The sequence below is a fragment of the Desulfobacula phenolica genome (assembly GCF_900105645.1).
Classification (GTDB): domain Bacteria; phylum Desulfobacterota; class Desulfobacteria; order Desulfobacterales; family Desulfobacteraceae; genus Desulfobacula; species Desulfobacula toluolica.
Map to the genome: position 1 here is coordinate 162,188 of NZ_FNLL01000011.1, position 20,994 is coordinate 183,181.

Annotated in this window: 20 protein-coding genes; 8 read left to right on the forward strand and 12 right to left on the reverse strand. The window is 42.5% G+C overall.

Features of this window, described 5'->3' with window-relative positions:
* Nucleotides 1-4: 4 nt before the first annotated feature.
* From BLT94_RS17390 to BLT94_RS17435, 10 genes are all read right to left on the reverse strand, one after another.
* The gene (locus tag BLT94_RS17390; protein ID WP_092236869.1) at nt 5-2,611 is read right to left on the reverse strand and encodes a molybdopterin-dependent oxidoreductase; all 2,607 of its coding nucleotides are present in this window, start codon (nt 2,609-2,611) and stop codon (nt 5-7) included.
* A gap of 15 nt (nt 2,612-2,626) precedes the next feature.
* A complete protein-coding gene (locus BLT94_RS17395) occupies nt 2,627-3,283 on the reverse strand; it encodes a 4Fe-4S dicluster domain-containing protein (protein ID WP_014955760.1) in 657 nt (218 codons plus the stop codon).
* A gap of 62 nt (nt 3,284-3,345) precedes the next feature.
* Nucleotides 3,346-3,894 carry a 2-oxoacid:acceptor oxidoreductase family protein gene (locus BLT94_RS17400; protein WP_092236871.1) on the reverse strand — a complete coding sequence of 183 codons (549 nt, stop codon included), beginning with the start codon at nt 3,892-3,894 and terminating at the stop codon, nt 3,346-3,348.
* A gap of 15 nt (nt 3,895-3,909) precedes the next feature.
* Nucleotides 3,910-4,869, reverse strand: coding sequence for a thiamine pyrophosphate-dependent enzyme (locus BLT94_RS17405; RefSeq protein WP_014955758.1), 960 nt, complete (start codon nt 4,867-4,869; stop codon nt 3,910-3,912).
* Nucleotide 4,870: 1 nt separating this feature from the next.
* Complete coding sequence (locus BLT94_RS17410; RefSeq protein WP_232508028.1) at nt 4,871-6,097, reverse strand: pyruvate synthase subunit PorA; 1,227 nt, start codon at nt 6,095-6,097, stop codon at nt 4,871-4,873.
* Complete coding sequence (locus tag BLT94_RS17415) at nt 6,094-6,381, reverse strand: 4Fe-4S binding protein (RefSeq protein WP_014955756.1); 288 nt, start codon at nt 6,379-6,381, stop codon at nt 6,094-6,096. Before BLT94_RS17415 ends, BLT94_RS17410 begins: the two co-directional genes overlap by 4 nt.
* Before the next feature lie 594 nt (nt 6,382-6,975).
* Nucleotides 6,976-8,433, reverse strand: coding sequence for a catalase (locus tag BLT94_RS17420; RefSeq protein ID WP_092236874.1), 1,458 nt, complete (start codon nt 8,431-8,433; stop codon nt 6,976-6,978).
* Nucleotides 8,434-8,554: 121 nt separating this feature from the next.
* A complete protein-coding gene (locus tag BLT94_RS17425) occupies nt 8,555-8,899 on the reverse strand; it encodes a hypothetical protein (protein WP_232508027.1) in 345 nt (114 codons plus the stop codon).
* A 281-nt stretch (nt 8,900-9,180) separates the two neighbouring features.
* Complete coding sequence (locus BLT94_RS17430) at nt 9,181-9,636, reverse strand: universal stress protein (RefSeq protein WP_014955753.1); 456 nt, start codon at nt 9,634-9,636, stop codon at nt 9,181-9,183.
* Between the two features lie 129 nt (nt 9,637-9,765).
* Nucleotides 9,766-10,524 (reverse strand): endonuclease/exonuclease/phosphatase family protein, encoded by a 759-nt coding sequence (locus BLT94_RS17435; protein ID WP_014955752.1) that lies wholly within the window; start codon nt 10,522-10,524, stop codon nt 9,766-9,768.
* A gap of 291 nt (nt 10,525-10,815) precedes the next feature.
* Between BLT94_RS17435 and BLT94_RS17445 the strand changes: the two genes are divergently transcribed.
* Nucleotides 10,816-11,016 (forward strand): hypothetical protein, encoded by a 201-nt coding sequence (locus BLT94_RS17445; protein WP_092236879.1) that lies wholly within the window; start codon nt 10,816-10,818, stop codon nt 11,014-11,016.
* Nucleotides 11,017-11,091: 75 nt separating this feature from the next.
* Here BLT94_RS17445 and BLT94_RS17450 read toward each other — a convergent pair whose 3' ends face one another.
* Both BLT94_RS17450 and BLT94_RS17455 read right to left on the reverse strand, forming a co-directional pair.
* Nucleotides 11,092-11,892 carry a thymidylate synthase gene (locus BLT94_RS17450; protein WP_014955751.1) on the reverse strand — a complete coding sequence of 267 codons (801 nt, stop codon included), beginning with the start codon at nt 11,890-11,892 and terminating at the stop codon, nt 11,092-11,094.
* 452 nt (nt 11,893-12,344) lie between these two features.
* Nucleotides 12,345-13,595 carry an amidohydrolase family protein gene (locus BLT94_RS17455; RefSeq protein WP_245743166.1) on the reverse strand — a complete coding sequence of 417 codons (1,251 nt, stop codon included), beginning with the start codon at nt 13,593-13,595 and terminating at the stop codon, nt 12,345-12,347.
* Between the two features lie 184 nt (nt 13,596-13,779).
* Here BLT94_RS17455 and BLT94_RS17460 point away from each other — a divergent pair, with 184 nt between their 5' ends.
* From BLT94_RS17460 to BLT94_RS17500, 7 genes are all read left to right on the forward strand, one after another.
* Entirely contained in the window at nt 13,780-14,124 is a 345-nt protein-coding gene (locus tag BLT94_RS17460) for an ArsR/SmtB family transcription factor (protein WP_014955749.1), read from the forward strand.
* 20 nt (nt 14,125-14,144) lie between these two features.
* On the forward strand, nt 14,145-15,296 hold the full coding sequence (locus tag BLT94_RS22385; RefSeq protein ID WP_281243407.1) for an SO_0444 family Cu/Zn efflux transporter: 1,152 nt from the start codon (nt 14,145-14,147) through the stop codon (nt 15,294-15,296).
* Entirely contained in the window at nt 15,280-16,623 is a 1,344-nt protein-coding gene (locus BLT94_RS17475) for an MFS transporter (RefSeq protein ID WP_092236889.1), read from the forward strand. The genes BLT94_RS22385 and BLT94_RS17475 overlap by 17 nt, the downstream gene beginning before the upstream one ends.
* An 89-nt stretch (nt 16,624-16,712) precedes the next feature.
* A complete protein-coding gene (locus BLT94_RS17480) occupies nt 16,713-17,582 on the forward strand; it encodes a carbonic anhydrase (RefSeq protein WP_092236892.1) in 870 nt (289 codons plus the stop codon).
* Between the two features lie 444 nt (nt 17,583-18,026).
* Complete coding sequence (locus BLT94_RS17490; protein ID WP_092236898.1) at nt 18,027-18,755, forward strand: RluA family pseudouridine synthase; 729 nt, start codon at nt 18,027-18,029, stop codon at nt 18,753-18,755.
* Between the two features lie 292 nt (nt 18,756-19,047).
* Nucleotides 19,048-19,707, forward strand: a complete 660-nt coding sequence (locus BLT94_RS17495) for a TetR/AcrR family transcriptional regulator (protein WP_092236901.1) — start codon at nt 19,048-19,050, stop codon at nt 19,705-19,707.
* The gene (locus BLT94_RS17500; protein WP_175530397.1) at nt 19,697-20,845 is read left to right on the forward strand and encodes a sulfotransferase family protein; all 1,149 of its coding nucleotides are present in this window, start codon (nt 19,697-19,699) and stop codon (nt 20,843-20,845) included. Before BLT94_RS17495 ends, BLT94_RS17500 begins: the two co-directional genes overlap by 11 nt.
* The last annotated feature ends 149 nt before the right edge of the window (nt 20,846-20,994 follow it).

The window sequence follows — 20,994 nt, forward strand, 5'->3', positions numbered from 1 at the left end:
TCCTTTAGTCTTTATAAATCTTAACGGCAACAGCGGTTTCCATGTTACCTGCAACAGGATCAAAATATTTCAGTTTTGACGGCAACAACTTGCAGAAGTTGGCACCTTTACCTTTGGCAATGGGTCGTCCGTCAGCCCACAGACCACCCTGCCCGGCAATACCGATAACCTTAGGGCTCTGTGCTTCCATGGTTTTAACAATACCGTTTTCCTTGACCCCGGCTTTGGTTTCAATCCAGATGATATCTCCGTCTTTTAACCCTCTTTTCTTTGCCATTGTCGTATTCAATGTGATTGTAAATGTATACGGACACATTTTTGATACTTCATCCACATACGGATTCTGGAAGGTTGTATTGTTGGTGTGCAAAATATCCCTGTAAGAAAATGCCAGAAGGTCATATTCATCATCCAGATCCTTATGGGATTCCGGCCAGAACCAGGATGGAAGCGGCGTATACTGATCCATTTCCATTTCCAGATCAAAACCGGTTTTTTCAAAGATATCTTCCATGGCTTTTCTGTCATGAATCAGGTATTCCATATAAACCGGGCACCTGGAATCAATATCCCATCTCCAGTAGACATCTTCAATTTTTTTAGGCCAGGTGGCATATCCCTTTTTTTCAATTTTTTCCTTGTCTTTGCCATAGACCCATTTCAGGAATCTTTCTCCGATCTGCTTCCAGGTTAAAACTTCACCTGGTTTGATCTGAAGTTCAGGATCTTCAACGCCGTAGTACTCGTTCATTTTCTGGTTGAACTTATCCAGGACTCCCACACGTTTGGCCACATCAATATATACATCCATGAAGAAACGAGATTCGCCAACAGGTTCGGCAACCGGCTGCTGAAGGTGTACATACCAGTCTTCATGAGATGGACTGCCGGAGAAGAAGAACGCATCAATTTCAGAAGACCAGCAATCTTTTTCAAGATAGGATACATCCGGCAAAATAAGATCACCAATGGCCTGGTCTGTTTCATTGATCCACAAATCGTTTTGAACAACAAAGCAGTCTTTAAAATTTCTAACAGCAACATCCCAGTCGGAATTACTGATAATAAAGTTGGCTGAAATCCCGAAAATCATTTCAGGTTTGGATTTCATGCCGAATTTTTCATGAATGTATTCCATTTCATCAACATAGGGGATATGAGAAAGAGTGCAGTGTGTCCATACATCGACACATCCCATGTTGGTGGCGGGCAGACTGGCTGAATGTACCGGCCAGGGGTCATGAGAATAGAATACGGAAGGAACAATAACCCCGTCCGTACCAACGCTGCAGGTCTGCTCGTAATTGCCGCCCGGATAGGCACGTCTTATAGCAGGCCATCCAAGTGTACCGCCGGGCACGTCTTCCGCACCCACAAGCTGGGCCATCAAGTCAATGGCAGCCACCTGATGTATGCCGTTTGTATGACCCTGTGAGCCACGGAAAGTAACGGAAGAAACAGGTCTGTACGGAAAAGTTTTTCCTTCAAGGGTAATGGTGGAGCCGATCTGGGCATTATCCACCCAGGCCTTGGCCACTTCCAGAATCTTGGCAACTGGAACAGTTGATATGTCAGAGGCCCATTGCGGTGTAAATTGTTTCAAATGTTCTTTAAAAGGAACAAAACAGGGTCTGACTTTTTCACCATTGTATTCATATTCACCATCAAGGGCGCAATTTTCAAAGGCAAGAGTCTTGTCGTCATACTCCTTGATCGTACCGTCTTTCTCATCATATATCATTGGTTTGTTACTGTCTTCATGACGTATGTATGCGCCGTCGGCTTTAATCAGATACGGGAAATTGGTTTTGGCTTTAAGATAAAGTATGTCCATTTCACCGCGTGTGTTAACAATATAGTTGGCAATTGCCAGACCAACTGCAGCATCCGTACCCGGAAGAATTGCAACCCATTCGGTTGCCTTGCCGCCGGCAAAGTTACCCATTGGATCAAAAACCGTTTCCTTGATACCGCGTCTGACTGCATCGGCTCTCAACCGGGCCATGGTCATGGCTGAATGTCCGGAGCCGGTGCCTTTACTGGAACCCCATTTTAAAACATATTTTGTATATCTCCAATCAGGAGCAATGGACCATGCACCATGAATCAAACCACCCAGCATATGGCAGGCATTTCCACAATGAAGACTTCCGCCGCCAATAATAAAGTTACCATTGTTTTTCACGCCAAATGCCTGGGCATAAAAATACGCATGATTATGGGGGCCGTCAGAAGCTCTCATTGTCTGGTTGGTAAAAAGAATCTTGTTGGGATCATCTTCCATGATTTTTTTCATCTTGGTGGAAATAATATCAAGTGCTTCATCCCATTCAATTTCTTTCCATTTCGGATCCACACCAAGCCCTTTTTCAGGATTGGTTCTCAACATAGGCTTTTTGATCCTGTTGGGATCATGATAATACATCAACCCTGCCGTACCCTTACCGCAAAGGCCAGAGCCTTCACCGCCCATGGTGCTGTCTTTTATTCCTTCAACTTTTACAGGGACACCGTTCACCACCCGAACTCTTGCTGCACAACCGGAGTAGCATACGCCACAGGTGGTATTTACCCATTTGTCTTCCCAAATTTCATCTGTTTTATAGGTCATAATTCCTCCTGTTTCCTAATCAATGTAATAAACTGCCGGTTCTGTTCCAAATTCTTTCCGGAGCTGTTTACCTTTTTTCTCCATGATCAAACGGCTGATCTCACTGTTGGGATCATCCAGATCACCGAAAATTCTTGCTCCGACCGGACAGATATTAACGCAGGCAGGCGAAGCATCTTCGTCTTTGCCAGGTGTCAGGCCTTTTTTAAGCCCTTCGTCAATACGTTCTGAGCAGAAATTGCACTTAATAACGGTTCCCACTTTAAAAGGATATAATTTTTCCCCGATCAGTTCCATCTCGGTTTTACCCTGTCCGGGAAAATATTCCTTGTCTTTTACTTTTTGATCATAATATGTTCTCTGCTGATACGGGCAGCTGACAAGACACGCTCTGCAGCCGACGCATTTTTCATCATCAACCGCAACAATCCCGTCCTCTCTTATGTAGGTCGCTCCGGTAGGACACGCTTCCACACATGCCGCATCAGTACAATGATTGCAGAGAATCGGATAGATCAACTTGCTGGATGACGGGAATTTCCCGGTTTCTCCAATAAGTACCCTGTTAAAGAATACTCCCGGAGGAAGAAAATGTTCCTCTTTACATGCGATTGTACAACCCCAGCAGGCGATACATCTTTTTACGTCAATTACCATTCCCCATCTTGGCATAACGGCTCCTTTATAGATATTAAAGTTATCCCTATGATTGACCCTTCACAACTATTGATCATTTAAAGGTCAAATAATTCCACTTCGTTAAACCCTCTTTTGGCACACACGATATTGGCCGCAAGCTTTTTACCTGAAAAATAATCTTCCAGGGCGTCACAACACGGTTCAATATCCAGCAGACCCGACATCCTGGCAAATGCACCTACGATTACCGTATTGGGTATGGCAAGACCGATCTCTTCCAAGGCAATTTTATTGGCATCAATAATTGCCAGTTTTTTAAGATTGTCATTGGAAAAAGTTACCGTGTTATCCGGATCATTCAACAGCATCATTCCGCCTGGCAGCAAACCTTGAAAAACAGCTTCGGAATTTCTCTGGCTGGGATCAAGCACCACGATAATATCAGGATTATAAATCTGTGTTTTTTCCCGTACAGGTTTGTCTGAAAATCTTCCAAAAGCTGTGACAGGGGCTCCCCGTCTTTCAAACCCAAACATTGGAAAACTGGCACCGAATTGTCCGGTCCTGGCAAAAGCATTTGCAAGGATTTTTGATGTGGTTACAACACCCTGCCCCCCTCTACCATGAAATCTGACTTCACTCATTTTGTATTTCCTCCTCTAATCTTCCGCAGATACCGGAAGCTGACATTCTGCTTCCAGCTGGCTCAACCCGCCCAACATACAGTATTCGTAATCCACATCATCCTGAAGGATCTGAAGATCTGCTTCATTCAAATGAGCGAATTTTTTACTCAACTGGGTATAGTTGGATATAGGTTTGGGTTTTTTAACGGTTTTGGTCATCCTGATTTTGCCATTTTCTGCTTCCCAAAGGGGAAAATAATTTGTTTTTACAGCCCTTCGGCACACTTCAATGGTATTTTCAGGTGCGAAACCCCAGCCGGTTGTGCAGGGAGCAAGAATATGAAGGAATGCAAAACCTCTTTTTTTGGCTTCTTTGGCTTTTAATAATTTTTTCGCAAGATCGTCCAGGTCGCTTAAGGTGGCGGTGGCGGCATAGGGAATTTTGTGCATGGCCATTTTCAGGGCAAGACTCATTCTTCTAAGATTCTTCCCTTTGGAAGCCGATCCAAACGGCGTTGTTGTTGTGGTCGCACCAAAGGGGGTGGTGCCGCTTTTCTGGATACCGGTATTCATGTAACCTTCATTGTCATAACAAATATAAATAAAAGGTTCGTTTCTTTCCGCAGCACCGGACAGGTTTCCAAACCCGATATCTGCGGCTGTTCCATCACCGTTGAAACAGACAACCGTGTTATCAATGCCCGCTTTTCTGTAATATCTGGCAAGACCTGTGGCATTGGCGGCAGCACCTGTCATCAAGGTTCCGAAATAAGACAGTTTATGCCATGACTGGTTGTTCTGCCCAAGCAGAACTGGCGCTGAACACGATGGCGTACCGGTAATGACGATATCATTGCCCAAAATTCTTGGGATCAGTCGTATCAATAACTCAAGACCGCAGCCAGGGCAGAATGCCACTCCTTTTGAAAAAGGGTCCTCATGCTTGAGGTGATCCAGAACCTTTGTCAGTTTGCCTTTCTTTTTTTCCGTCATCTTAAAGCCCTCCATCTTCCTGGGCTTCAGGATATGAAACCCATGTGACTTCACGAACATCCTTGCCCGCAGCAAGATCACAAGTTGTATCAATCATTTGCCCGACATTGGCGGTTGTGATATCCGTGTTGGCAATACCATCAATAAAACTGATCATTTTTGAACCGTTAAGCTTTGTTTCAAAAGCTTTGAGTTCAGTATATATGGGACCGCCCTTGAATCCGAAACAAAGGCTTCTGTCCACAACGCCAATGGCTTTTTTGCCTTTGAGCGCTTTAACCATTGCTTCGCTTGGGAAGGGCCTGTACATTCTCATCTTCAAAAGACCGACTTTGACACCTGCATCTCTTTTCGTATCAATAACGGTTTTAATTGTGCCGCACATTGAACCTGAACCCACCAGAACCACATCTGCATCATCCATTCGATATTCTTCAATAAGGCCACCGTAGCTGCGACCGAAAATATCTTCAAACTCCTTATCAATCTGCTTGAATTTCTCTTTGGACCTCTCCATTGCAGACACATGTTTGTGCCGAAGCTCAAGATATCCGCCAAGGATTCCATGAGAACCGCAGCCCAGTTTTTCTCCGGGAGTAAGTTTTGTTCTTTCCGGCTGATCTTTTAAAACAGCTAAAAATTTATCCACATCTTCCTGAAAAGGCACATCCACGCCTTCAGACAGATACGACAGGTAAAACCCGTCATAATGAACCATAACCGGCACCTGGATGTCATAATCTTCAGCCAGGCGATAGGCCTGGAGAACCATGTCAAGAACTTCCTGACAATCCTCGGCAATCAGGAAAATCCATCCGCAATCCCTTGTGGAGATCATGTCCTGCTGGCCTGAAGATACGGCAATAATACCGGGTGTTTCACGGTTTACATTGACCATGACCACGGGAGCCCTTGCTCCGGCTGTTGCCAGAACAGCATCATACATGAATGCAAGCCCCCATGAAGACGTAGCCGTAAATACCCGCCCGCCGGCAAGGGAGGCGGCCATAACAGCGTTCATGGCGGAGTTTTCGCCCTCAACGGTAATCAGTTCACAATCCATTTCTTCGTTTGCATGAAATTTGGAAATCTGCTCGATAATTTCTGTCTGGGGTGTAATCGGGTATGCTGCCACCACGTCCGGACGGGCAAGTTTCGCAGCAATTGCGGCTGCGGCATTTCCTGTTATAACCTTAATCTGTGATTTTTCCATTACTTTTGTAATCATTTTTTAAAATCCCCCTCCGGCTCCATGGAAATTGCATCTTTGGGACACTCTTTGGCACAGATCCCACAGCCTTTACAAAATGCCAGGTCAGGCGAAAAATACGAATTTTCAACCATCTCCATTACCTGAATCGGACAATAAATCGCACAAAAGCCACAAAAGATGCATTTGTCCTTATCAACGACCGGGCGTTTGCTTCGCCAATCCCCGGTATCAGAACACATCAGGGGATCATTTGCATCCGACCACGGCCCTTCATGCTTAAAAAATTTGTTTGGTGACATACAACCCTCTCCTCTTTAGAAAATAAGATAACCCGTTATGAAATATAACCCTGTCATTCTTTCTATTTCATGATTAATACATAGCGACAGTTCGATTGCATTGTCAAGCAAAAAATAATTTTTCAACTAAAAAAAAATTGAAATTGAACAATAAGAAGTGATAGTTATGAAATCCAACAAGACTTTAAAATTATACGAATGGTTGATCTATCAACTATTTATGACCATTTGCTCTGCTTATTATTATTTTATTAGGATAATCCTCAACCAATTTTTTTTTTCATAAGGCACTCAAACACCCTCGACTAATTCCGGTTAAAACCAAAATTTCGCAAAAGTTTAATTCGCCCCGGACTTCAGGAACTTTTAAATTATTCTTGGAACATCATCCAGACAACCAAAGGAGACATATACAATTCCGGATCAACAAAAAGAATCATTGCGTAATAAAGATATCATGAAGCTGCAAAAAAACAAAAAAAAAGATCAATCGGGAAAACAGGGGGCGTTTGTTTTCCCGATTGTTTATGAATTGAACAACCGGCGTTTATGCCGGAATCTCATTTATTCCGGAATCTATCCAGAATTTTAAATTTATCCTAAAATCTCATCCGGACCGATACCAATGGCATCTGCAACGCCTTTACCATAATCCGGATCTGCTTTCATACAATTTTCAATATGGCGAATTTGAATCTGTTTGGGAGCATCTGCAATGGAACGAGCTGTATTTTCAAACAAAACTTTTTTTTGTTCGTCACTCATCATTTTAAACAATCGGCCGGGTTGGCTATAGTAATCCTCATCAGCCCGGTGATCCCAATGATCGGCTGCTCCTTCAAGGCTTAGCGGCGGCTCCCTGAAGTCCGGCTGATCCTGCCATTGTCCAAAACTATTGGGTTCATAACCAAGAGTGGAGCCGTGATTTTCGTCAACCCTCATTTGACCGTCCCTATGATAACTGTGAAATGGACACCGGGCCTTATTAACAGGAATCAGATGATGATTTACACCCAGTCGATACCGCTGGGCATCGGCATAGGAGAAAAGACGCCCCTGGAGCATCTTGTCAGGAGAAAACCCGATTCCGGGAACGATGTTTGCCGGATTAAAAGCAGATTGTTCAACTTCGGCAAAATAATTTTCCGGATTCTTATTCAATTCCATCTCACCCACTTCAATAAGAGGGTAATCCTTATGATACCAGACCTTTGTTAAATCAAACGGATTGTAAGGACAAGTTGCTGCATCTTGCTCCGGCATCACCTGGATAAACAGTGTCCATTTGGGGAAATCCCCTTTTTCAATGCTCTCATACAGATCTCTTTGGTGGGTTTCACGGCATTTGCCAATGGCAGCTTCAGCTTCCTGGTCGGTCAGATTTTTAATTCCCTGTTGGGTACGAAAATGGAATTTTACCCAATAACGTTTGTTATCAGCGCTGATCAAACTGAAGGTGTGGCTGCCGAATCCATGCATGTGGCGGTAGGAAGCAGGAATCCCCCTGTCACTCATCACAATGGTCACCTGATGAAGGGCTTCCGGTAATGATGTCCAAAAATCCCAATTGTTTAATGCGCTTCTCATATTGGTTCTGGGATCTCTTTTGACGGCATGGTTGAGATCGGGAAATTTTAAGGGATCACGCAGAAAAAAAACCGGGGTATTGTTTCCCACAAGATCCCAGTTGCCCTGCTCAGTATAAAATTTAACGGCAAATCCACGGATATCCCGCTCAGCATCGGCAGCACCCCGCTCGCCGGCCACGGTGGAAAACCGCATAAACAATTCAGTCTTTTTACCGATTTCAGAAAATATTTTTGCCTTGGTGTATGCTGTAATATCGTGGGTAACCGTAAAGGTTCCATAGGCACCTGAACCTTTGGCATGCATCCGTCTTTCCGGGATCACTTCACGGTCAAAGTGTGCCAGTTTTTCCAGGAACCAGACATCCTGCAACAATTGAGGCCCCCGAGGCCCTGCCGTCATTACGTTCTGATTATCTGCAACAGGAGCTCCTGCATTATTGGTTAATTTTTTCTTTTCAGACATGATAAACCTCCTTTAAAAAATTAGACACCAAAAGATATTTCATTTGATATTTTATAAAAAACCCTTACGGTTACCGGCAGCAGTAATGCCGGCAGGGGTAAATCAAAATACAAACAAGCGGTCAATTAAGGTGGTCTGTAATCATGTCCGTATTAAAGAAAAGATCACGATACCGCCCCTTTAGACACACCCGCTCAGACGGCCTGTTGTAATTAATCTTAAAATCAAATTCATTCAGACGTGAATAAAATTTGTCGTAAACCGTGACATCCGTTTCCAGGTTGACACAGCAATTATCACACAAATCAAACAATTTTACGGCATGGTGTGCCATCATATAAAAGCAGGCTGCCGACAAATATTTACAGTGAAGTTCTTTGTATATTTCAGGATAAAATTTCGATACATATAAACTGTTTGAAAATGTCTCATGGGAAAAAATCAGGGTTCTTGAAATTTGCTTCATTTTCTCTTTGCTGTGCAAAAAATACTCAACACATGAACAGTCTCTCTCATACGATAGTGAAAATCTTTTCAGCAAAACAGGCATATGCATCATCAAAAAATGAGACTCCATATGCCCTGGTATCGGCAAAACCATTATACGGCATCCTTAATATACAAGTAAAATTTTACAAACCATATGCCTTTCAGGTTTCAGCGTCAAGAAGTTATTGAATTAAGGCATAATACATACAGGTTTCATAAAATTTACTCAAGCAAACAAAAACAACACACAGGTCATTATCAGGCCGGAATATCAGGAACAATAGGGATAGCAGTTACTGGTACAGGAGAATTTTTCAAAACTTTTTCAGTTACGGATCCAAAACGAAATTTTCCTTTTTCGCCGTGACTTGCCATGACAACCATATCCACTTGCTCAGTGTCGATAAATTTTAAAATTTCCTCTGCAGGATCACCCACAGCAACATGCTTGACATAGAGAGGACATCCGTCCATGTATTTGTCGCAGATTTGATCCAGCCTTTTTATTGCAGACTTATGAGCCCATTCCATGAGTTCATTTATATGGGTCTTTCCAAATTCCCCATACCATGATTCATGATGAGCAATATCCCGAATAACATAAAGCACATATATTTCAGCGCCATATTGACGGGTTAAAGATTGAACATAGGGAAGAGCTTTTTCAGCATTGGCTGAAAAATCAGTCGGCCAAAGTATTTTTTCTATTTTCATGACAACTCCTTTTTATAAAATTCATTGGGGTGATGTCTTTGAAACCTTAAAATAAATCCGATATTATTATTGTAAACAAAAGAATTACTATACGGGTTATTATATGTTTAATTCTTCTAATAATTCTGATCAGTTCGTCATTGAAAAAAATGCCATGACCGGGTAATGGTCTGACGGATAACGGCCTGAAATGGAATCGGTGATTATTTTTTTTTGAATAACCTTTAAATGGCCTCTATACAAAATCCAATCTATATGATCCAGGGTTTTTTCGCCGGTGAAATTGTGAAATGTTGTTGAGTGCTGGTTATCAAACACTTCACAAAAACCCTTGGCCCGGAACAATGCATGTGCTTTTCCATCCGGATTTGAATTAAAATCCCCGGTTACGATAACCGGGCAGTCCCCTGGAAATTCAGATAAAAACCGGATCACCAGTGCAACGCTTTTCTTTTGAACGGATTCTTCAAAATCAAAATGGGTATTTGCAACAATCACCTTGTAAGATGCCTTGCGAAACAACCCGATGACACATTGCCGTGGCCATTTGCTGCCCGGCATTTTGGACTCAATGCCAGGTGTATCCGTTAAAAAATAATGTTTGTTTCTAAGGCATTCCCAGGATTTGTGATAAAAAATAAGATTGCTTTGCCATCTCTCTTTGGAAGGATTGTGCCAGCCTATAAAATGATGATCCCTTAAATTTTGGATTAAAAACCGGGTTTGAAAGTGATTGGACTCCTGGATGCCCAAAAAAGTTGAAGGATACCGGTTGAGCAGTTCTGCACACAATTGTTTCCGGTTTGGCCATGAATTGTCGCCATCATCGGCAAGGCCGAACCTGAGATTCATTGTCATAGCTGTAAAATCGGATTTTTCTGCCGCCATTCTTCTCCTTGCACCCTTACCCGGCAGCCCTGCTCCATTTTATCACAAAACAGGTGATGCCTTTTTTGAATCATGGTATGGCTTCTTTATTTTTAAATTCAATCTTCAAGGCCCACTATTATTCATACCAGAATTTTGGTTTACTTGGAAGATCAAACAAAACTCCTTTATTTTTTGTTGTTGCATTTTTCAAAGTCATTCTTATCTTTGAAAGTATGAACTGCATGGTTTGCACCAAGCAAATTTAAAAAGGCTGTCATATGTTTAAACATATAAAATAAGGAGGACGTCATGAAAGCAACAGAATGTGTCCCTCAGAAAATATCCAAGCTTATGCTGGGTTCATTGATGCTGATCGCAGCTTTGGGCCTTATAATTATCGGAATCACCCTGCTTCCTGTTTTTGGGTTTATGCTTGCCGTGCCTGTCATTGCACTGGCAATTTATATTTTCAAGCTTCATTTAAATGAAAAATGTGAGATTGATATTTAAGTAGACTGATTTTTTTGCAAAAAAACTTTCAAAAGGCTTTTTGAAAACAAATTTCAAAAAGCCTTTTTTCATGCATCAAGACATTTTCCGAAATTCATCCATTGAACGGCCCCTGATAGCCTCGGCAATTTCAAACACATAATCGTAAATATGAAGCCCTTTGGATGATGCTATAATTTCACCGTTTTCAACCCCGATCTGTTCAGCACAATATTGTTTCATCATTTCAATGGCTGCAAGGTTTGCAGGAAAACCGCCAAACAGATCCCATGACCGGAAATAAGGGAAAAAATGAAGCTTTCCATCCTGAATCCGGGTATCAATATGCCGAAGACAGGGCGGATCAATCAATACCATATCAGACGGCTGCCCCACTTGAAGAATCATCTGGTTGTTCCTGTACCCCTTGTTTTTATAGGTCCAGATCATCAGCTCCATCTGGTTTACAAAATATTTATTGTCTTGTTCAATTAAAATATTGTTGTCTTCCCAGACCTCTTTTTCCTGAACCAGAATTTTGGTCAGTTTTCTATAGTCATCCGGCAGATATTCCAGATCACATTTACAGATCCGCTGCCCATATGTATAGGACTCACCTTCTTTTTCCTCACCAGTCATAAGATACGGCAGATAATCATCCAAATAACCTTCTTCCACGGGATCAGGAAATCCCAATGCAGGATTTACCTTTGGCAGCAGGGGAATGGAATACGGATGAGTGATATGAATGGTGATAAAGTCGAATTCAAGTCTTTTCTGACCCTCAAATGATCCACGATTAATGGTAAAGGGCCTGCCTTGCTCCACACACCTGTAAAGGGTCTGGAACCAGGCATCTGAGAGACTTGTGGCTTTGATAAACAGCGGTTGTAACATGGGTACTCCTTATTTAATTATACACTCTTGTTCACTCTTGAAGGATATACTTTAATCCAAATTGTGACAACCGTATTCGCATTAATCAATATTTTTTTAAACAATCTTTTTTAAACTATTAACACCCCTCAATCTCGCCCATAAAAGTTATTTTTAGTTATTTTTAGTCAATAATGCATATTTTTTGTATTTTTTAAAAATATATATTGACAAATACTTACCTTGCATATAAATAAACTAACCAGATAAATTATCAAGTAAGATTTGACATACACCGAACTTGATAAGAATCAAAAATGTTATAGATACAAAAAAATATGGAAATTAAAGAAATAAACGATCATGGATAATGACAGGAAAATGTTAATCTAAAACAAAACCCCATCTCCTTGGCAAGCATTATCCAGCAGCCTGTTCTGTTCCGACCCTAGCAGAACAGGCTGCACTCTTTTTTAAAGGATTTTTCCTTCCTGAACCAACACTTTCCCATCTACCATTACAAGACTGACATCAGAGGCTTTTGAAGAATACACAAGAGTTGAGAAGGGATCATACATGGGGGTTACATGAGGCTTGTCCATATCAACCAGCACAATGTCCGCGCTTTTCCCTTTTTCAATGGAACCGGTAATATGATCCAGCCCAATAGCTTTGGCCCCCTTGATGGTGGCCATTTTCAATGTTGTTCGAGCATCCATGACACACGGGTCCAGCAATGCAACCTTGTGCAGCTTGGCAGCCGTATCCATTTCAGCAAAAAGATCATGGTCATTATTGGAAGCACAACCGTCCGTGCCCAGACCCACAGGCACCCCTTTTTCAATCAGCTTTGGAACCGGTGCTATCCCGGATGCCAGCTTCATATTGGATTCCGGACAATGAACCACGCTGGCACGGTTTTTTTTAATAACAGCAATGTCTGCATCATCAATCCAGACAGAATGAACCAGCAAGGTTTTTTCATCCAGAATACCAATAGAATCAAGATATTTGATGACGGACAGCTTCCCAAGTCCCTGCACCAGATTTATTTCATTGCGTGTTTCCGCCACATGGATCTGAAAAAGAACTCCTAAATCCACAGCAGCCTTTTTGGCAGCGGTCAGGGTTTCTTTTGAGCAGGTATAGGGGGAATGGCAGAATATGGAAGGATATAATCGCGGCGATGCATCTTTAAATCTTTTCACAAACCCGATTGCCTCCCTTACATTCTCTTTTGGATCAGCAACACCCGGGGCCGGAAAATCAATCACACCCTGCCCTGTTACCGCCCTGATACCGGATTCCATAACAGCTTTTGCCACTCTTTCTTCATGGAAATAACCGTCACAGCATGTCGTGGTCCCGGAAAGCAGCATCTCAATGCATGAATGACGGCTCCATTTTTCAACTGATTCAGGGTTCACATGCTTGGCCTCAGCCGGAAAAATATGATCATTGAGCCAGACATCAAGGGGAAGGTCATCGGCCAGCCCCCTGAACATGGACATGGGAAGATGGGTATGGCAATTGATCAGGCCGGGCATGATTATTTTTCGATCCGCATGAATACGGTTTTTTACATTTACACCGAAAAATTCATTTGCCTTGCCGCAGGCTTTGATAACGCCGTCCTTTATCAAAACCGCTCCATCCTCAACAACCGGCAAACCTTGGGCCATGCTAATCAACAACCCGTTATTTATTAAAGTATCATATTCCATATTTTTTTCCTTTTTCAACAAACTAAGGTAAGACATCGGCATATTCCATCAGTTCTAAATCAGTTCTTTGAATTGAACAACACCTAAATCAAGAATTTTTCTTTTAATGAATTCTCTTTCATATTGACAACAAACAATGTTTTAATATAACATATGAACAAATGTTCAAGTGAGGAGATGTCAAATGGATATATGCGCAATCAAATGCATCAATGAAAAAAAAGTGAAAGAAACCGTCAAAACCATCCCGAAACAAAAAGATATCGGACAAATGGCGGATATATTCAAGGCATTAAGTGATCCGTCAAGACTCAAAATTGTCCTTGCCCTCCTGAACCAGGAGCATTGCGTCTGCGATATTGCCGTTATTTGCAACCAGACGGATTCCGCCATTTCCCACCAGCTTCGAATATTGCGGACATTAAAAATCGTAAAAAACCGCAGGGAAGGCAAAATAATTTATTACTCCATTGATGATGAGCATGTCACCTCTTTGATCAACATGAGCCTTGATCATGTAAGGCACTGAAATTAAGGATTAATGTAAAAATGACCATTATATATGAAATATTAAAAGAATCCTGGTACATTTATCTGGATGTTGCAATATATATGTTGTTTGGATTTTTAGTGGCAGGCATTTTGTATGTTTTTTTCAAAACTGAAAAAATAAAACACTATCTTGGAACCGGCAAGATCAAGCCGGTAATATTGTCCGCACTGTTCGGGATTCCCATCCCTTTATGCTCATGTGGTGTTGTCCCGGTTGCAGTAGGTCTTAAAAAGCAAGGTGCCAATAACGGGGCTGCCCTTTCCTTTATGATTGCCACACCTGAATCCGGTGTGGATTCCATCGCCATTTCCTGGGCCATGCTGGACCCGATAATGACTGTAATCCGACCAATTGCCGGATTTATTACAGCCGTTTCCACAGGAATTGTCCAGAATTTTTTTGGAACTGATGATACGCCCAATAGCATATCTGAGAATAGATCTGAAAAAACTCTCAATGGAACAATAGATGGCACACCAGATAAAAAAAAGATGTTTAAAAAAACAATATTTAAAAAAACCGGAGGCTGAGGATGTGCAGCAACCAGCTGTGCAGTTGCACCTCAGAAAAACCAGGCACTTTATGAAAGACTGAAAAACGGCCTTAAATATGCCTATGGAGAATTACTGACAGATATTGCAAAACCCTTTATTGTCGGAATCTTAATTGCAGGCACAATCACCTTTTTTTTCCCGGATGACCTTACTGTCTGGGCAAATGATCACCAGTTTTTATCCATGCTGATGATGCTGGCCGCAGGCACACCCATGTATGTGTGTGCCACATCCTCCACCCCCATTGCCGCTGCATTAATCCTCAAGGGCCTGAACCCGGGGGCGGCACTGGTATTTTTACTGGCCGGTCCTGCAACCAATGCCGCAACCATGAACATCATAAAAAACATATTCAATACACGGGCTTTGATCATCTACCTGTCCATGATTGCCATCTGTTCTCTTGCCATGGGCTTTATAGTGGACTGGCTGTATGTCATATCAGGTGTCCAGGCAAGCGTTACAATCGGCCAGGCATCAGAAATCATACCCTACCCTGTCCAGCTGATTTGCGCTATGGTACTTACCATGCTGATTTTTTACAATAAAATATCCAACATGAGACAGGAGGCAAAGCATGCCCATTCCCATTGACAAAACGGTTTCACCCTTTGTCATCCCCAACATCCGGTTGTTCATTGCCTTTAAGGTCTTGTTTAATTCACGATTTTACTATCCGGTATTTACCATCCTGTTCCTTGATTTCGGACTTACCGTGGCCCAGTTTGCCATCCTCAACGCTGTCTGGGCTGCCACCATCGTCCTTGCCGAAGTTCCTTCAGGGGCTCTGGCTGACATTATCGGCAGAAAACGGCTGCTGGTGTTTGCAACTTTCACCATGATTGTTGAAATCGGCATCATCAGTTTTGTGCCCAAAGTATCTCCTTCAGTCATCTTCATTGTTTTTCTTGTCAACCGGATTTTGAGCGGCCTGGCAGAAGCTGCTGCCAGCGGCGCTGATGAAGCCATTGCCTACGACTCACTTGTGGCGGAAGGCAACCCTGACCAATGGGGCAGAGTATTGGAAATCTTAATGCGGTTTCAATCCATCGGATTTATTGTGGCCATGAGCATCGGAGCTGCCGTATATGATCCAAACCTGCTTGAAAAAATCTGCCGGTTTTTCGGGCTTGCCATGACCTTTTCCCAGGAAACCACCATGCGGTTTCCTTTATACCTTACCTTTATCCTGGCAATCCTGGCCTGTATTACCACCCTTAAAATGAAAGATCCTGATACTGATTCTTCTTCACCAAATGCAAAACCAAAACAGGCCAGACAGGCCTTTGCTTTAACACTCCAGGCAGGCCTCTGGATTTTTAAAACCCCTTTTGCCTTGTCGGTTATTCTTTTCGGAATGCTGTTTGACGGCCTCATAAGGATGGTCATAACTCTTTCCAGCCAGTACTACAGGATGATTGAACTGCCGGAATCCACTTTCGGTCTCATTGGATCACTTGTTGCCATGCTGGGACTTGTGATTCCCAAAATAGCTAAAAAAATAACTAAAATCAGTTCTCCTCACCATGCCCTCTGGCTCACCGCCGGACTAACCATTACGGGCCTTGCCTTCATGAATCTTTTTTGGCCTTACACCGGATTAATACCCGCTTTGATCACGTTCAGCGCCATGTATTTCACTGGTTTTTTTGTCAGCTTTTATATCAATCAGATCACATCATCCGACCAGAGAGCAACGGTTCTGAGTTTTAAAGGCCTGGCCTATAACATTTCCTATGGTGTTTTAGGCATTTTCTATGCCCTTGTTTTAAAAATTAAAAAACAAAGTATTCAATCAGAAGATATTGAAAATATCGTTTTTATGGACACCTTTTCCTGGTTCCCGTTAACCTTTATTGCCTGGTTTCTTCTCTTGCTGGTGATCTATTTTTTCTGGTTAAAAAAATCTTCTTCATCCTGACAAGCCACCTGATAAAGCGGTTTAACTAAAATCAATCCTGTGTTATATGTTCTGACAATCAAAACCCAATATCACCAAAAGGAGAAGGCATGAAAAAATCAACAATATGGTTGTTTTCAGGTATTTTAATCGCAGGGCTTATTTCCCTGACCGCGTGTTCCGATAAACCAAAAGGAGAAAAACCAAGTCCTGATGCAGTAATCAAAATGCTGCAAGACGGAAATGACAGGTTTGTAAGCGGAAAATCAGAACATCCGAATATAAACAAGAATCGTCTGATCCAGGCTGGTCGGGAAAGCCAGGCAGATCATGCTTATGCAACCGTTATCACCTGCTCTGATTCAAGAGTGCCGGTAGAAGCAATTTTTGATGCCGGGATCATGGATATTTTTGTGATACGGGTAGCAGGCAATGTATGCGACACAGACGAAGTAGGCTCTATAGAATATGGCCTTGCACATGTACATACCCCTGTCATGCTGGTTCTTGGACATACCCAGTGCGGCGCTGTTACAGCCGTTACCAATGCTGTTCTGGGAAAAGGGCACGCATTGGAGCGAAATATTCCGCCTCTTGTTGACAATATCGAACCTGCGGTGAAAAAAGCCATGGAGATATATCCTCATGCCAAAGGCGATGAGATTATACCCCTGGCTATTGAAGAAAACGTCTGGACCAGTATCCGGGATCTATTCATGAAAAGCCCGTCCACACGCGATCTGGTTAAAAACGACAAGGTAAAAGTGGTTGGTGCCATCTATGATGTGGGAACCGGAAAAATCAACTGGTTAAAACAGGCAAAAGTGACCAATATTCTCCATGAAGTAGAAGCAGATCCTCAACGAGCCCTTGAAGCCATGGCACCTCATGATGAGGCTCCTCATGAAGATGCGGCTCAGGACCATACGGTTCCCCAAAAAGAAACCGACAAAGAAACCGATACGGTCCAGCACGAATAAGCAGGATGTATTGATTTCATATGAATTCATTTAACACCGTGACACACGATGTAAACTGTTTCTAAGCTTGATCCCATTGGTTCATGAACCAATGGGATCAGGCTTGTGTCACTGTGCTTTTTCCATTTTTTTGATCATAAAGAAGAATTTCAACAAAGCGCCAATAATGCAAGCCTGACACCATTAATAATGACCCAATTAACTTACCTGCCGTATATGATCCCGCCAAATCAGCATCCGGTTTTTGCCCTTTTCATCGTCACAATGGACACTGATTGGGATTCAATAAAATATGCTGTTTGACACACTGACATCAAGCATAAGTTTGACTTTTAAGATGAGCCTAATGTATATATCACATAAAGTCAGACCTTTTAAGTGTGTTAATTGATCAAAATTGACATTCTCGAGATATTTTAAGCAAAAATTTATTAGGAAACCCTTGTGATTAAATCAAAAATAAAAATAAGATATAGATATGTGCCTGCCGGCATCAGTATCCTGTATGAGGATCAGGACATCATTGTCATTGATAAGAGTTCAGGTCTTTTGAGCGTTAAAGCAAAGTACGAAAAAGAAAAGACAACGCATCAATTGCTTATAAATTACGTTAGAAAAGGCAATCCAAGGGCAAAAGCCAACCTGTTTGTTGTACATCGTTTGGATCGTGAGACATCTGGAGTGTTGGTCTTTGCTAAAAGCTTCAAAATTCGTGAGAAATTTGCAAACCAGTGGGACAATGTAGAAAAAAAATACCTGGCTATCGTCCATGGTAATTTAGCAAAAAAGAATGGAATCATTGAATCTTATCTTGCTGAAGGAGACGATTATATGATGCGATCTGTCGAAAACCCAGAAGAAGGAAAGTTTGCCAAGACTAAATATAAGGTAAAAAATGAGTCTAAGAACTATAGTATATTGGAAATTGATCTTTTAACGGGCAAAAAGAATCAAATCCGTGTTCACTTATCCGAACTTGGCCATCCCATTGTCGGTGATTTAAAGTATAGTGAAAATGAGAGGGGGCGCTTGGCATTACATGCTTTTTCGATCAAATTCAAACACCCCTTTAACAATCAAGAAATGGAGTTTGAAACTAAAATACCTGAATTTTTTACAAACTATTTTAAGCCCCAAGGCAAAATCGGGGCTCACAAACAGCCACGATACTGAATATATATGTCTTCATTAAACTGCCCGAAGATGAACTTGAGTTGACACCTTGTCAAAATTAAGGGTGAGCAGATATTCCTTGGATTAACACCAATTAATCCAAAAAAAAGGATTAAATGACCACCACCACCACCCCGACAAAGGTAATATTCATACCGGAGACTAACCTTTCAAGATATTTTACTTTTTACATATTCATAAAATTGATTTGCGGCTTGACAATTTAATACAATCGTATTAAACAAATTTATTAATACATATGTATTAATAAATTTGTTTAAAAGGATCAGATATGCCGAAAAGTAAATCAAAAAATACTCAAAAAGAATTATTTGAAGCAGGCATCAAAGTATTCGCTAAAAAGGGATATCGGGACGCAACTGTCAGGGAAATCTGCAAAAAAGCAGGGGCAGGCAACATTAATGCTGTTAATTATTATTTCGGATCCAAGGAAAAACTGTACCGTGAAATTCTGGATGCCATTTTTTCCGCTTATGATCGGTTTGACCAGGAGGACTGGGATCGAAAAACACCCCGGGAGCAGCTCAGGTCAATGATTTCAAATTTCTGCGCCATGCTCTATAAGAACAATGCTTTTGCCTCGGACATCACATCCATTTTTATCTCCGAGATGACCCGGCCCTCCCCGTTCATCAAAGAGCTGGTGGATACCTATAATCGGCCCCGGATAAAGCGGCATATAAAGATGTTCCGGAATCTTTTAGGAGAGGATGCGACAGATGACATGGCCCGGGACTGCCTGGTATCTGTGGCCGGACAACTGCTTTACTACAGTTTTGCATGGCCGGTTTTTTCACGGCTGTTTCCAGATTATTCTGCGGATGAGAGATATGAACAATGGGCCGCCCATGTATATGAATTTTCTTTGGGAGGTATTGAGGCGGTACGAAACAACATTTTCAAAAAAAAGGAGAACACCCATGGGAATTAAGCTTGTATCACAGCCGTTTATAGAGAATGCTGTTAAGACATCCGGCCTGGAGGATTTCGGTGGAGATACCTTTAAACAGGGCCTGGAAGTGCTGATCAATTCCCTGAACAATGACCTGGACCTGGCTGAAGGCACTGCCGGGTATTTTCAGCAGATGATCACCCAGATCCTTGTCAACCGGCTGCAGGTTACCCAGTTGATAAAAGATCATCCTGAAATTAAGGGTGAAGAAATTAAGGCCCCCATTATTATCGTGGGACTGCCCAGGACCGGCACCACCATTACCCAGACCCTGATGGCTTTGGATCCATTGTCCCGGTTCCTGAGAAATTTTGAATCCGCAGGTGCTGTCTGCCCGCCGCCCCCTTTGTTACCCCACATGCCTGATCCAAGGATACAATCAAGTTACGATGCCATGGAAGGGTTGTTCTCAATGGCACCTGAGCTGCGGGGAATCAACGGAATTAATTTCATGGCCCTTGGCACCGCAGAATGCCAGAACCTCATGGCCCATGAATTTGTTCATGCGGGCTGGAGTGCCGGGTCCAGCCTGTTCAGTCACGGCAATTGGTTGGGGGACTGCGACATGACCAAGGCCTATGAATGGCACAAACGCCTGCTCCAGGTTTTCCAGTGGAAACTACCCAATGAGTACTGGGTACTCAAGGCTCCCATTCACCTGTTCGGCCTGGAGCCCCTTTTAAAGACCTATCCCGACGCCAGAATCATATTTACACACCGAGATCCATTTGAAGCCATGGTGTCCGGTGTCAGCCTGGTTTCCCGTTGGACGCAACTCACCACTGGTCAGGTGAATATCCCGGCCATAGCGGACTGGTATCCTGCTCTTTGGGTCAAGGGGCTCGAGCGGGCCTTAGAGGTTCGAAAAAAATTGAGGGAGGAACAGGTTTTTGATGTGTTTCACACAGATCTGAGCCAGTATCCGATAGTATCCATGAAAAAAATATACGAACACTTTGATATACCCTTCAGCCGAACGGTCCAAAAACGGATGCAGGTCTGGCTGCGGGACAATCCCCGTTCAAAATTCGGCAGCCACTTATGTAATGCATCTGAACTGGGAATTGACCCGGACCTGGAAAAAGAACGGTTCGGTTCTTACCTTAACCGCTTGTAAATATTCAGCGACTATTAGATTTTACCGAGCGTATGGTACAGAAGATGTTTGATCAGGTAATGGGTCAAGCTCTCAAATATTTCGGTTTTTCAAGTGATTCTGAGGAGTTGTTGGAGGTGCAAATTTACTCCTCCGAAAGTTGAGTATTT